Source organism: Pantoea dispersa (assembly GCF_019890955.1).
GTDB lineage: Bacteria > Pseudomonadota > Gammaproteobacteria > Enterobacterales > Enterobacteriaceae > Pantoea > Pantoea dispersa.
Genome location: NZ_CP082346.1, coordinates 1,697,937 through 1,711,479 on the forward strand (window position 1 = coordinate 1,697,937; position 13,543 = coordinate 1,711,479).

10 protein-coding genes are annotated in these 13,543 nt (G+C 54.5%); 6 read left to right on the plus strand and 4 right to left on the minus strand.

Annotated features, from left to right (window positions below; translation table 11 throughout):
• Position 1: 1 nt before the first annotated feature.
• Positions 2-1,408: a flagellar filament capping protein FliD gene (fliD, locus tag K7H94_RS07825; protein WP_021509890.1), complete on the minus strand. Its 1,407-nt coding sequence runs from the start codon at positions 1,406-1,408 to the stop codon at positions 2-4.
• 235 nt (positions 1,409-1,643) lie between these two features.
• On the opposite strand from fliD, the gene K7H94_RS07830 reads away from it, so the two are divergent.
• The 5 genes from K7H94_RS07830 to K7H94_RS07850 all read left to right on the plus strand — a co-directional run bounded on the left by K7H94_RS07830 (position 1,644) and on the right by K7H94_RS07850 (position 9,859).
• Positions 1,644-2,576 carry a flagellin N-terminal helical domain-containing protein gene (locus K7H94_RS07830; RefSeq protein ID WP_058757414.1) on the plus strand — a complete coding sequence of 311 codons (933 nt, stop codon included), beginning with the start codon at positions 1,644-1,646 and terminating at the stop codon, positions 2,574-2,576.
• Positions 2,577-2,775: 199 nt separating this feature from the next.
• Positions 2,776-3,708 (plus strand): flagellin N-terminal helical domain-containing protein, encoded by a 933-nt coding sequence (locus K7H94_RS07835; RefSeq protein WP_058757414.1) that lies wholly within the window; start codon positions 2,776-2,778, stop codon positions 3,706-3,708.
• Positions 3,709-3,907: 199 nt separating this feature from the next.
• Complete coding sequence (locus K7H94_RS07840) at positions 3,908-4,840, plus strand: flagellin N-terminal helical domain-containing protein (RefSeq protein WP_058757414.1); 933 nt, start codon at positions 3,908-3,910, stop codon at positions 4,838-4,840.
• Between the two features lie 170 nt (positions 4,841-5,010).
• A complete protein-coding gene (locus K7H94_RS07845) occupies positions 5,011-8,523 on the plus strand; it encodes a glycosyltransferase (RefSeq protein ID WP_222951913.1) in 3,513 nt (1,170 codons plus the stop codon).
• Between the two features lie 184 nt (positions 8,524-8,707).
• Positions 8,708-9,859 (plus strand): DegT/DnrJ/EryC1/StrS family aminotransferase, encoded by a 1,152-nt coding sequence (locus tag K7H94_RS07850; RefSeq protein WP_222951914.1) that lies wholly within the window; start codon positions 8,708-8,710, stop codon positions 9,857-9,859.
• Between the two features lie 32 nt (positions 9,860-9,891).
• Here the strand turns inward: K7H94_RS07850 and rfbD are convergent, their stop codons facing one another.
• The 3 genes from rfbD to rfbA are packed head-to-tail and all read right to left on the minus strand — an operon-like array spanning position 9,892 to position 12,174.
• Complete coding sequence (gene rfbD, locus K7H94_RS07855) at positions 9,892-10,773, minus strand: dTDP-4-dehydrorhamnose reductase (RefSeq protein WP_222951915.1); 882 nt, start codon at positions 10,771-10,773, stop codon at positions 9,892-9,894.
• Complete coding sequence (gene rfbC / locus K7H94_RS07860) at positions 10,758-11,306, minus strand: dTDP-4-dehydrorhamnose 3,5-epimerase (RefSeq protein ID WP_021509897.1); 549 nt, start codon at positions 11,304-11,306, stop codon at positions 10,758-10,760. Before rfbC ends, rfbD begins: the two co-directional genes overlap by 16 nt.
• A 1-nt stretch (position 11,307) precedes the next feature.
• Positions 11,308-12,174, minus strand: a complete 867-nt coding sequence (rfbA, locus tag K7H94_RS07865; protein ID WP_088517720.1) for a glucose-1-phosphate thymidylyltransferase RfbA — start codon at positions 12,172-12,174, stop codon at positions 11,308-11,310.
• A gap of 320 nt (positions 12,175-12,494) precedes the next feature.
• Here rfbA and K7H94_RS07870 point away from each other — a divergent pair, with 320 nt between their 5' ends.
• Positions 12,495-13,463: an HNH endonuclease signature motif containing protein gene (locus K7H94_RS07870; protein WP_088517721.1), complete on the plus strand. Its 969-nt coding sequence runs from the start codon at positions 12,495-12,497 to the stop codon at positions 13,461-13,463.
• Positions 13,464-13,543 lie beyond the last annotated feature (80 nt).

Below are 13,543 nucleotides of genomic sequence, written 5' to 3' on the forward strand. Positions count from 1 at the left end.
GTTAACTGCTCATGTTCGCGAACTGCTGCGTCAGATAGTTCTGGGTCTGGGTCATGGATGAGACCAGCGTATTCAGGTTCGTGAACTGGGTCTTGTAGCGCGCCATAGTGGCGGTAATCTGTGCGTTTACCCGATCGTAATCGTCAGACAGTTTTTTCAGCGTTTTATTGATGCCGTCAGTGGCGTTCTGTACAGAGCCATTGCTGCCTAAAATCTGATCCAGATAGTTACTGGTTTGCGTCGCAAAGCCAGTGGTTTTGCCGTCACCGGACAGGAAACTGACCACATCCGCCGATTTTTCATCCAGCGCTTTGTTCAGTTTGGTGCTGTCGACGGTCAGCTTGCCATTCACATCCTGGGTAATGCCGATCTGTGACAGCAGGGAAATGCTGCCGCCGCTCTGGGCACTGGTGGACAGCTTAGAGCGCAGGCTGGTCTGAATGTTACGCAGCGTGCCATCACCTAACAGATCGCCATTGCTGGAGTCCTGCGAGGTACTGCCCTGATCCACGGCGGTGTATTTGGTCTGGTTACTGATGGTGGTCTGCAGCGAGTTGTACGCGTCAACGTAAGCCTGCACCGCGGCGATCATCGGCGCATTATCCTTGGTGACGGATAAGGTCTCCGGGCTGCCGGTGTTGGTTTTGGTCAGGTTCAGCGTGACGCCTTCCGGCGCATCAGTAATGGTGTTGCTGCTGCGGGTGATGGCGACGCCATTAATGCTCAGTTTGGCATCGGCCGCTTCCACCTGCTCCGTCATACCATTGCTGCTGCCACCTTTGGTAAAACCAATATACTGCGCCAGGGCGCTGTCATCGGTAGAAACCGTCATCTCATTGGTGGTGCCGGTATCACGCGAGGTCAGGGCCAGATAATAGGTATTGTCATCGGATTTGATGATACTGGCGGTAACGCTGCCCTGCTGTTTATTAATGGCATCTTTAATGTCCGTCAGGCTGGTTTGATCTTTGCTCAGCGTGATGGTCATTGGGTCTTTCTGACCCGGTTGCGTAATGGTGATGGTGCGCGAGGCGAGGCTGGAATCGCCTAAATCGCCATCTTTACTGGTCGCGCTTTTCGACAGCAGCGACTGCGCTTTAGCCAGTTGGGTGACTTCAACCGAAAAGTTACCGGCCGCCGCATCATTGGCCAGCGTGGCGGTGAACGCGGTGTTGGTGCTGCTGACTTTTGTTGAGGCAATTGCAGATGTGTCTTTGAGCGCAGCGGCAGCTGTCTGGACTTTTGCCAGTGCCGTTTGCACGACGCCCCATGCTGTCAGCTTGGCTTTATAAGAGGTTTGCTGATTTGTAATTGGCGTCAGGTTGGCTTTTTCTGCCGTTTCAAGCTGGTCATACAGATCGCTCAAACCCAGGCTATTACCAGCATTGAGGTTACTTACACTTGCCATGTTGTAATCCTTTATAGGTGGATAATCACTGAGGAGGGTATCGGCAGTGAGCGGAAAAATATTGGACAAAATATAAAAAAACAATGAGGCAAATAAAGAAGGGATAAGGGCCTGTTTTCGGGGTTTAAAAAAATAGCTAAGGTTTTCTCAGGCACCGACGATAACCAAAGCAAGCTGAATGGCCCCGGGCCAAAAGCCCGATAGAATCTCAACTCATTGACTCAAGGAATTTATCATGGCCGTTATCAATACCAACACATTGTCGCTGACCACGCAAAACAACCTGTCCAAGTCACAGGCTTCTCTGGGTACCGCTATTGAGCGTCTCTCTTCTGGTCTGCGTATTAACAGCGCCAAAGATGATGCTGCAGGTCAGGCGATTGCTAACCGCTTTACCTCCAACATCAACGGCCTGACCGTTGCTGCCCGTAACGCCAACGACGGTATCTCTCTGGCACAGACCGCTGAAGGCGCGCTGTCCGAGATCAACAACAACCTGCAGCGTGTGCGTGACCTGACCGTGCAGGCGCAGAACAGCTCCAACTCGGCTTCAGACATCGACTCCATCCAGGCTGAAGTTAACCAGCGTATGGAAGAGATCAACCGCGTAACGTCGCAGACCGACTTCAACGGCATCAAAGTGCTGAACACCGGTTCCGGCTCTACCGACTACAGCTTCCAGGTGGGTTCAAAAGATGGCGAAACCATCGCTATCACCATCAGCTCAAGCGATGGTTATAACCTGGCGAAAGCCGGCACCAGCGGCACCGCGCTGAACACCCGTGCGATGACCTCAGGCGATACCGTTAACGGTACCGCGCGCTCTACTGAAGCCGTTGGTTTTGACGTGCTGAAAGGCGCAGTCACCGGCGGCGCGTCTGGCGCAGCGTCCGGCACCACGCCACTGGCAGACATCGATGCGGCCATCAAATCTGTTGACTCACAGCGCAGCCTGCTGGGTGCTTCACAGAACCGCTTTGAGTCAACCATCACCAACCTGAACAACACCGTGAACAACCTGTCAGCTGCGCGCAGCCGTATTCAGGATTCTGACTACGCGACAGAAGTGTCGAACATGTCGCGCGCGCAGATCCTGCAGCAGGCAGGTTCTTCGGTGCTGGCGCAGGCCAACCAGGTGCCACAGACCATGCTGTCTCTGCTGCGTTAATTCTCTCGCGCACAGACCGGGCCCCGTATGGGGCCCTTTTTTATTTCTGCTGCTGAGATTTTCTTCGATCGTTCCTTACCGCTTAATTTTAATGAAATCATCATTAAAGCTTACGCAGCGGCTGCCGATAAATTTTGGCGACGGCGAGAACGCCACGGGTTTTCGACCTGAATTCATCATCAGTTAAGGAATAAACATCATGGCAGTCATTAACACTAACACCTTGTCGCTGACCACGCAGAATAACCTGTCCAAGTCACAGGCTTCTCTGGGTACCGCTATTGAGCGTCTCTCTTCTGGTCTGCGTATTAACAGCGCCAAAGATGATGCTGCAGGTCAGGCGATTGCTAACCGCTTCACCTCTAACATCAACGGCCTGACCGTTGCTGCCCGTAACGCCAACGACGGTATCTCACTGGCTCAGACCGCTGAAGGCGCGCTGTCCGAGATCAACAACAACCTGCAGCGTGTGCGTGACCTGACCGTACAGGCGCAGAACAGCTCGAACTCGGCCTCAGACATCGACTCCATCCAGGCTGAAGTTAACCAGCGTATGGAAGAGATCAACCGCGTAACGTCGCAGACCGACTTCAACGGCATCAAAGTGCTGAACACCGGTTCCGGCTCTACCGACTACAGCTTCCAGGTGGGTTCAAAAGATGGCGAAACCATCGCCATCACCATCAGCTCCAGCGATGGTTATAACCTGGCGAAAGCCGGCACCAGCGGCACCGCGCTGAACACCCGTGCGATGACCTCAGGCGATACCGTTAACGGTACCGCGCGCTCTACTGAAGCCGTTGGTTTTGACGTGCTGAAAGGCGCAGTCACCGGCGGCGCGTCTGGCGCAGCGTCCGGCACCACGCCACTGGCAGACATCGATGCGGCCATCAAATCTGTTGACTCACAGCGCAGCCTGCTGGGTGCTTCACAGAACCGCTTTGAGTCAACCATCACCAACCTGAACAACACCGTGAACAACCTGTCAGCTGCGCGCAGCCGTATTCAGGATTCTGACTACGCGACAGAAGTGTCGAACATGTCGCGCGCGCAGATCCTGCAGCAGGCAGGTTCTTCGGTGCTGGCGCAGGCCAACCAGGTGCCACAGACCATGCTGTCTCTGCTGCGTTAATTCTCTCGCGCACAGACCGGGCCCCGTATGGGGCCCTTTTTTATTTCTGCTGCTGAGATTTTCTTCGATCGTTCCTTACCGCTTAATTTTAATGAAATCATCATTAAAGCTTACGCAGCGGCTGCCGATAAATTTTGGCGACGGCGAGAACGCCACGGGTTTTCGACCTGAATTCATCATCAGTTAAGGAATAAACATCATGGCAGTCATTAACACTAACACCTTGTCGCTGACCACGCAGAATAACCTGTCCAAGTCACAGGCTTCTCTGGGTACCGCTATTGAGCGTCTCTCTTCTGGTCTGCGTATTAACAGCGCCAAAGATGATGCTGCAGGTCAGGCGATTGCTAACCGCTTCACCTCTAACATCAACGGCCTGACCGTTGCTGCCCGTAACGCCAACGACGGTATCTCACTGGCTCAGACCGCTGAAGGCGCGCTGTCCGAGATCAACAACAACCTGCAGCGTGTGCGTGACCTGACCGTACAGGCGCAGAACAGCTCGAACTCGGCCTCAGACATCGACTCCATCCAGGCTGAAGTTAACCAGCGTATGGAAGAGATCAACCGCGTAACGTCGCAGACCGACTTCAACGGCATCAAAGTGCTGAACACCGGTTCCGGCTCTACCGACTACAGCTTCCAGGTGGGTTCAAAAGATGGCGAAACCATCGCCATCACCATCAGCTCCAGCGATGGTTATAACCTGGCGAAAGCCGGCACCAGCGGCACCGCGCTGAACACCCGTGCGATGACCTCAGGCGATACCGTTAACGGTACCGCGCGCTCTACTGAAGCCGTTGGTTTTGACGTGCTGAAAGGCGCAGTCACCGGCGGCGCGTCTGGCGCAGCGTCCGGCACCACGCCACTGGCAGACATCGATGCGGCCATCAAATCTGTTGACTCACAGCGCAGCCTGCTGGGTGCTTCACAGAACCGCTTTGAGTCAACCATCACCAACCTGAACAACACCGTGAACAACCTGTCAGCTGCGCGCAGCCGTATTCAGGATTCTGACTACGCGACAGAAGTGTCGAACATGTCGCGCGCGCAGATCCTGCAGCAGGCAGGTTCTTCGGTGCTGGCGCAGGCCAACCAGGTGCCACAGACCATGCTGTCTCTGCTGCGTTAATTCTTTCTTACGCAGATCAGGCCCCCAACTGGGGGCCTTTTTTATGGGCGGGATTAACCGCTTTTTTAATGGATAATGGCGCGATTGTTTCCAGGCGCGCCGCGTATTCTGAGCTGAAAGAGACGTCACACAGACGTGAGTTATCGCCGAGGCTGAGGATACAACCGACAATGAACGCGAACGCACTGGTAAGCATAATCATCCCTGCTTATAAAGCCACCTGGTTTGAACTGGCGCTGAAAAGTGCATTAGCACAGGATTACCCTCATTGTGAAATCATCATTGGCGATGATTGCCCTGATGCAAAAATCGAGGATATTGTCAGTGCGTATCAGGTAAACAGTAAATTTCCCATCTATTACCAGCATCATCATCCCGCATTAGGCGAAATCGCCAACCTCAGTCAGGCAATACGTCGCGCCAAAGGCGAATACGTAAAATTCCTTTATGATGATGATGTACTTCTGCCGCAGGCCGTGTCGCAATTAGTCGCGGCGCTGTCGCAGATACCGCAAGCGGTGATGGCGACAGCCAGACGTAATCGCATTGATTCTGTCGGTAAGCTGATGGCAGACGAGATTTACAGCGTATCGCCGGTATTAGAAGACACGATTTTTCATGGTCAGGATATGGCCCGCTGGCAGGCTGATTTCCTGAACAACTTTATCGGTGAACCCAGTGCCGTATTAGTGCGCAGCGCGGCGCTGCACAAGCTGGTGGAGGAGCCGCGCGAGCTGCATGCGTTGATCGATGAAGGGCTACCGTTCATTGCCGATCTGGTGATTTACCTGCGCTTGTTACGTCAAGGTCATCTGGTCTATTTACCGCAGGTGCTGGCGCAGATTCGTATCTCGCGTGAGCAAACCAGTCAGGAAGCGCGCCTCGATGGCAATATAGCCAGTCAGTCTCACCAGCGCTTTCCGGAAGAGATCAAAAAACTGGGCTGGTATAATGAGCAGCTGCCGCAGGGCTGGATTCGTCACGCCACGCTGCGCAGCCAGCAGCACTTTCAGCCGTTTGACCTGACAACGGCGCTGCAGAATGCGCGGGTAGAGAGCCATTTTGCCGAGTGGTTCCGTCAACGCACGCTGCGGCCCATCGAACAACAGCTGATTGCACAGCATCTTGCCAGTCAGCCGGTCGCACGTATTGCCGTGGTGATTGATGTGCGCGACGCGACTGAGACCGAGTGGCTGCTGACACAGACCAGTCTGGATGTCGCCGTGGCCGGTCTGAGCCTGCAGCCGGTGGTGCTGGCGGCACCGTATCAATCGTTTATTCCGGCCTCTGTGCAGCGTATTGATGTGCGCGACAATCAGGTCGTTGCTGCGCTCAACACGCTGACCGAAGAGAGACATTTCGACTGGCTGATAGTATTACGGGCCGGCAGTCAGCTGTATACCTCAGGTTTGCAGGCGCTGGGAACGGTGCTGCCGGAGGTCGGTCATTGCCAGTTGATTTATGCCGATGAGGTGTATCCGGTCAATGGCCGTCCGGTTGGCGCATCCTTCCGCCCTGACTTTAATCTTGACCTGCTGCTCAGTAACCCATCGAGAATGGCCTGCCACTGGCTGTTCCGCCGCGAATTTTTGCAACAGACAGGCGGGTTTGCCACGCACTGGCCGGGCTGTTTTGAACTGGACGTGATTCTGCGCACCATCGAAAGCCAGCCTTTTAATGTGATTGGGCATCTGGCTGAGCCGTTAGTGCAGACCGCCTCATTACGACAGCCGGTGGATGAAGAGCGCGCCCTCATCCGCACCCACCTGCAGCACCGCGGCTACGCACAGGCCGATGTCAGCCTGAGCCCACATAATGTTTATCAGCTGCATTATGGTCACCCGCAGTCGGCCCCGGTTTCCATCATCGTTCTGGTGAGTAATCACCTCCCGAACCTGGTGAGTTGCGTCACCTCGCTGATGGAAAAAACCGCCTCACAGAATTATGAATTGCTCCTGGTTTCTGCTCAGGGCGGAAGTGCCGCCCAGGACGAATGGCTGCGCGGTATCGCTGAGATCGACCCGGCACGCATTCGCACATTGCAGATTGAGGGCGGTTTTCATCGCGCCAGAATGGTCAATGCCGCCGCCGCTGTGGCCAGAGGCGATTACCTGCTGCTGCTGAGTAGCGATTTGGCCATGCTTGATAACAGCTGGCTGGAAAACCTGCTTAACCATGCCCAACGTCCGGAAGTCGCTATTGTTGGCGCCCGGCAAATCTACGCAAATGGTCAGGTACGCCACGCCGGTTATGTGCTGGGGATTAACGGCCTGGTAGGTGAGCCGTTCTATGGTGAGAGCCATGAGACCGCGGGACACATGGCGCGTTTGCAAGCCGACCAGAACTACAGCGCGGTGTCAGGCGATCTGATGATGGTGCGTAGCGAGGTGTTTCGCGCCGTTGAGGGTCTGGATGAGACGCTGCAGCATTTCGACGATGTCGACTTCTGTCTGCGCGTGCGCGAAGCCGGGTTGATGACGGTCTGGACACCGTACGTGCGTATGCTGCGGCAGGTTAATCCTGAACTGACGATCGACACGCAGAGTCGAAGTCAGGAGGAAGATCGTCAGCTGCAGAAATGGCAGGCCATCGTGACCCAGGATCCGGCGTATAACCCCAACCTGACGCTCAATAACATCAACTTTAGCGTGTCCTCCGACAGCGAACTGACATGGCGTCCGCTTTCGTGGCGGCCTTTGCCGGTGGTTATGCCTTTCATGGCTGATTTTGCCGGTTGTGGTTACTATCGCATCATCAAGCCCTATGAGGCGATGCGTGATGCCGGCCTGGTGGATGGCAAACTCTCCTCCACGCTGATTAATGTTGCCGAGCTCAATCGCTTCGCGCCTGATAGCCTGATTTTCCAGCGCCGGATTGACGCGGAGTTCCATGAATGGCTGGAGAAAGTCAGTAAGCATACGCAGGCGTTCAAAATTTATGAGCTCGACGACTACCTGCCCAATATTCCGCTCAAAAACCATCATCGCTCACAGTTTGGCAACGATGTTAAAAAACTGATGCGGCGCAGCCTGAGTTATATGGATCGCTTTGTCGTTTCCACCGAACCCCTAGCCGAAGCGTTCGCGGATATGCACCACGATATTGTGGTGCGTAAAAACCGTCTTTCGCATGACTGGTGGGGCAAGCTGCAGTCGCTGCGCAATCAGGGAAAAAAACCACGCGTTGGCTGGGCCGGGGGCTCCAGTCATACCGGCGATCTGGAAATGATTGTCGATGTAGTGCGCCATTTTGCTAATGACGTGGAATGGGTATTTTTTGGCATGTGCCCGCCAAAGCTGCGGCCTTTTATTCATGAATATCACCACGGCGTAGAAATTGAGCGTTATCCGGCCAAACTGGCTTCGCTTAATCTCGACCTGGCGTTAGCGCCTGTCGAAGATAACTTTTTCAACACCTGTAAAAGTAATCTGCGCCTGATGGAATATGGTGCCTGCGGCATTCCGGTGATTTGCAGTGATGTGGCGTGTTATCGCGGTGATTTAACCGTCACGCGCGTGAAGAACCGCCACAAAGACTGGGTGGACGCCATCAATATGCATCTGCTGGACCCCGCAGCGAGTGCCCAAATGGGCGCCAGGCTGCAGCAGGAAATTCGCCAGGACTGGATGCTGGAAGGCGAGAACCTGCAAAGCTGGTCACAAGCCTGGACGCTGAAGCGTTAATTTTTGACCTGCTGCACCGCAGCAGGTCAATGCAGTTTCAATCTATCTGGATAACACCACACGCTGCGGTCATGCACCGCCTCATCGCTGGCTGAGGCGAATACCTGTTCTGCAGGGAATGACCCGGCTATCAACCTTCAAAGGTGAGTTGGTGTGAAAAGGCACTCTGCTGAGGTGAACGATTATGAATAATAAACCTGTGTATGTAACCAGCCCGCTTATGCCACCGCTGGAAGAGTTCATGCCTTACCTTGAACAGATCTGGCAGAATAAAGTCCTGACCAACGGCGGGCCCTTCCATCAGCAACTTGAACAGGAACTGGCACGCTATTTAGGTGTTGAGCATCTCTGCTTATTTACCAATGGCACGCTGGCATTGCTGACGGCGCTGCAGGCGTTGCGTATTACCGGTGAAGTCATCACCACACCTTATTCTTTTGTCGCCACCTCGCATTCTCTGTTGTGGAATGGGTTAACCCCGGTGTTTGTCGATATCGACCCGATAAGCTGTAATATTGATGCCTCCAAAATAGAGCAGGCCATTACACCGCAAACCACAGCCATTATGCCGGTGCACTGCTACGGCAATCCGTGCGACGTGGAGAATATTCAGCGCATCGCTGACCTGTACGGGCTGAAAGTCATTTACGATGCTGCTCACGCCTTTGGCGTACGTAAAAACGGCAACAGCATATTGAATTATGGTGACTTGTCGATTTTAAGTTTTCACGCAACGAAGGTTTTCAATACCATTGAAGGTGGCGCAATTATCTGCCCGGATGCTAAAACCAAAAAGCGCATCGATTACCTGAAGAATTTTGGTTTTGCAGATGAAACCACCATTGTGGCGACCGGCATTAACGGCAAGATGAACGAGGTGCAATCGGCCTTTGGCCTGCTGCAGTTAAAGCACATCGACCAGGCATTAGCGGAGCGGGCGCGTATTCAGGCGCACTATTATGATTTGCTCGCGGAAATCGATGGCATTACGCTGCCGCATATTCCGGCTGATGTTGAATGGAACTACTCTTATCTGCCGGTGATGGTAACGAAAGATTTTCCGCTGAGTCGTGATGAGCTTTATGCGCATCTGCGTGAGCACAACATTATTGCCCGCCGTTATTTCTATCCGCTGATCACCAGTTTCCCGATGTATCGTGGATTACCTAGCGCTGATGAAGCGGCCTTACCGATTGCACAACAAATGTCTCAGCGCGTGTTATGTTTGCCGGTCTATCCTGGCTTAGCATTGGCCGAAGTTGACAATATTGTGCAAATCATTCACCGCCTGGCTGAGCAAAAGCTAACAAGCCGCGCGTTACCTCTGGTGGGATAATAACAAGGCGTCTGAGACGCCTTGTTTTATATTTATTGCAGGGCGGTGATGTCAGGAACGGGCTGAACGGTGGCTGAATCACCGGCTAAGCAGGCGGATTGCACGCGGTTTTGCCAGTCCGATGCCTCACCCCCCAGCGCCGCTATCCGCGCGGTATTCATTACGCTGTTTGCCGGCCTTGCCGCCGCCATCGGATATTGCGCGCTGCCAATCCCTTTCACCAGCACATCCCGCTGCGCGGCCACAAAAATCGCCTGGGCGAATTCGCACCAGCTGACCGCCACATCGCCACAGTAATGATAAACGCCGGCGGCTTCCGCGCGGGATGCCAGGGTGATAATCACCTGTGCCAGATCGCCGGCATAGGTCGGGCAGCCAAACTGATCGTTCACCACGCTGATTTCGCTGCGGGTTTCTGCCAGCCGCAGCATGGTTTTGACAAAATTTGCACCGTACTCACTGAACACCCACGAGGTGCGAATCACTAAGGCGTCCGGCAGCACGGAGAATACGCGTTTCTCACCCTCCCATTTGCTCAGGCCGTAGAAATTGATCGGGCAGGGCAGATCGCTTTCGGTATAAGGCGTTTTTTTACTGCCATCAAACACGTAATCGGTGGAGAGATGAATCAAGCGGGCGCCCTGCTGGTGAGCGGCGATGGCGAGATTTTCCGGGCCGATGGCGTTGACCTTCATGGCGCGGATACGGTCGGTTTCAGCCTTATCGACCGCGGTATACGCGGCGGCATTGATGATCACATCGGGACGGAATTTCTTCACCACCCGTTCCACCGCCGGGCGGTCGGTAATATCTAACTCGGCAGAGCCACAGGCCAGCAGGATCCACTCTGCCGGCACCCGATCCAGTAAACAACGGCCAAGCTGGCCATAAGCACCGGTTAACAAAACGCGCATTGCACTAACTCCTGCAGGGAGAGTCCTTGTTGATCTTTTACCGATAGCAGAGGCGTCGCTACCGGCCATTGCACCGCAATTTCAGCGTCATTCCACATCAGGCAGGCTTCATCCTGTGGGTTGTAGTAATCAGTACATTTGTATTCGAAGTCAGCGACCTCGGAGAGCACCACAAAACCGTGTGCCAGACCCGGCGGGATCCACAGCTGGGTTTTGTTCTCTTCAGACAGCTCCAGCCCGGTCCATTGGCCAAAGGTGGGCGAATCCGCACGGATATCGACGGCAACGTCAAATACCGCGCCGCGTACCACGCGCACCAGTTTGCCTTGCGGCTGGGTTTTCTGAAAATGCAGCCCGCGTAGCACGTTACGCGCTGAACGGGAGTAGTTGTCCTGCACAAAATCCAGGTCGATATCCAGCAGTTGCTGATAACGCCGCTTCTCAAAGGTTTCGAGGAAGAAGCCGCGGGCATCGCCAAACACTTTAGGCTGGATAATTTTGACATCAGCAATTTTCGTGGTGATGACCTCCATCTCACTCCTCCACCAGCATCTTCAGATAGTGACCATACTGCGTTTTGCCGAGATAAGCGGCGCGCTTCAGCAGCGATTCGCTGCCAATCCAGCGCTTGCGCCAGGCGATCTCTTCCAGACAGGCAATTTTGAAGCCCTGGCGCTTTTCAATGGTATGAATGAAGTGTGACGCTTCGAGTAAGCTCTCGTGGGTACCGGTGTCGAGCCAGGCAAAGCCACGTCCCAGCACTTCGACGTTGAGCAACCCATCGTCGAGATACATCTGATTGAGGGTGGTAATTTCCAGCTCGCCGCGGGGAGAAGGGCGAACTTCCCGCGCCATGGCGCAGACGTTTTTATCGTAAAAATAGAGGCCGGTGACGGCATAGTTCGATTTTGGCTGTGGCGGTTTTTCTTCAATGGACAGCGCGCGGAATTGCTTATCAAACTCCACCACGCCGAAGCGCTCGGGGTCCATCACCTGATAGCCAAATACCGTAGCACCCTGCGGTCGCGCGACCACGTCTTCGAGCTTTTTACCAAAGCTTTGCCCAAAGAAAATGTTATCGCCCAGCACTAATGCGCAGCGCTCACCGGCAATAAAAGACTCACCGATGATAAACGCCTGCGCCAGGCCATCGGGCGATGGCTGCACCGCGAACTGCAGATTGACGCCGAAATGGCTGCCGTCGCCCAGCAAACGCTGGAATCCCGCCAGATCTTCAGCGGTAGTAATCACCAGGATGTCACGAATGCCTGCCAGCATCAGCACCGAAAGTGGATAGTAAATCATCGGTTTGTCATAAACCGGTAACAACTGCTTCGATACGCCGCAGGTTACAGGATGCAGGCGGGAACCTGTCCCGCCCGCCAGCACTATACCTTTCATCATTGCCTTCCTTATTACGCGTCTCTGCTCTCCACAGAGTCATGCTGTGAGCATACGAGCGCGCAGGAATAATTGATGGCGCGAATAACCGATAAAAAAGCGGGCATTGCCGGGGATAAGCGGAAGGAGAGAAAAGCAGCGCGTGGGCATTCCTGCTGAGCTAAATCAAATTGGGCTGTTGCGCGGCAGACGATTTCCCCTTGCGCATCATAACCTCAAAAAAGTAACCATCCTGTTACAGCCTGGGTGAGAACTGCCGATAACCCTCTTCAGAATCATTCCAATTTTTACGCTCTATTTTTCCTGTTTCTGGGGTGTCTATGCGCTTCAATTATGACTTGTTACCGGGTGAGCAACTGACCTTCGATGAGATCGCGCTGCGCTATGCGCAGCAGCATCCGGAGGAGAAGGAGCTCACCGCCCGCGGGTTGCTCAGCCCGTCAACCAGCTACCGCAACCTGGTGATCCGCGCACTGTTTGCGCAGGAGGAGCTGAACAGTCCGCTGGAGGATCTGCTGTTCGTCTCCGATGATAACGAGCGCAAAAACTACCTGCGCCGCTTCGAGCATTACCTTAAAAACCAGCAGGCGTTTCTCTATTTTCGTCGTAACGATGAAGCGCGTAAAAGCGGACGCTGGAAAGTGATCGGAGAAACCCGGGTGTACGCGATGCTCGATCCCCGCTCGGCGGAAGCGCAAAACCTGCTCAACAGCCGCGGTTTCAAGCTGGTGCTGATGCGTCAGACCGAAGAGGATGAGTACTGGCAGCTGTTCGATCCGCAGGCGCATCCCTGTTTCCCGCTGTCGCGCAAGATCCAGTTTTTAGTGGTGCTCAGCACGCCGCAGCAGAAAATGCCCAGCGCGGTGATGCCGGGTACCGAAGTGGGGCGGCGCGTCAAGGCGAAAGTGTTCCAGCGCGCCAGCCAGGCGGAGTTCAGCGCGGCGGTGAAAGCGCGCTATGGTGCCTGCATTATTACCGGCACGCGCTTAACCGAGCGCCACAGCTGGCCGTGGGTGGAAGCCTGCCATATCGACACCCAGGAGAATGAAGAGGGCTTTCTGGCGGATAACAGCGTCGACAACGGCCTGTTCCTGCGCAGCGACCTGCAGCGGCTGTTTATCAACAAAATGATTAGCATTGACGCAGAAACCGGTCAGGTGCTGTTTAATTCCGCGCTGGAATGCGACGAGTCCATTAGCCCTTTTTATCAGGCGCTTGAGGGCAAAACCTGTGCGCTGTGGGACGCCGTCCCGCCTGGCACAAGGCAGCGGCTGCGTAATCTGCGCTGAACCTGCGCACAATGGCGGTGCGATCCACCGCCATCCATAACAAATTTGAAATAACCTCGCTTTTGCCTGCCTATTCTGCC

Coding starts and splice junctions, on each gene's coding strand:
- fliD (WP_021509890.1), bottom strand. CDS start 1,408: ATGGCAAGTGTAAGTAACCTCAATGCTGGTAATAGCCTGGGTTTGAGC.
- K7H94_RS07830 (WP_058757414.1), top strand. CDS start 1,644: ATGGCCGTTATCAATACCAACACATTGTCGCTGACCACGCAAAACAAC.
- K7H94_RS07835 (WP_058757414.1), top strand. CDS start 2,776: ATGGCAGTCATTAACACTAACACCTTGTCGCTGACCACGCAGAATAAC.
- K7H94_RS07840 (WP_058757414.1), top strand. CDS start 3,908: ATGGCAGTCATTAACACTAACACCTTGTCGCTGACCACGCAGAATAAC.
- K7H94_RS07845 (WP_222951913.1), top strand. CDS start 5,011: ATGAACGCGAACGCACTGGTAAGCATAATCATCCCTGCTTATAAAGCC.
- K7H94_RS07850 (WP_222951914.1), top strand. CDS start 8,708: ATGAATAATAAACCTGTGTATGTAACCAGCCCGCTTATGCCACCGCTG.
- rfbD (WP_222951915.1), bottom strand. CDS start 10,773: ATGCGCGTTTTGTTAACCGGTGCTTATGGCCAGCTTGGCCGTTGTTTA.
- rfbC (WP_021509897.1), bottom strand. CDS start 11,306: ATGGAGGTCATCACCACGAAAATTGCTGATGTCAAAATTATCCAGCCT.
- rfbA (WP_088517720.1), bottom strand. CDS start 12,174: ATGAAAGGTATAGTGCTGGCGGGCGGGACAGGTTCCCGCCTGCATCCT.
- K7H94_RS07870 (WP_088517721.1), top strand. CDS start 12,495: ATGCGCTTCAATTATGACTTGTTACCGGGTGAGCAACTGACCTTCGAT.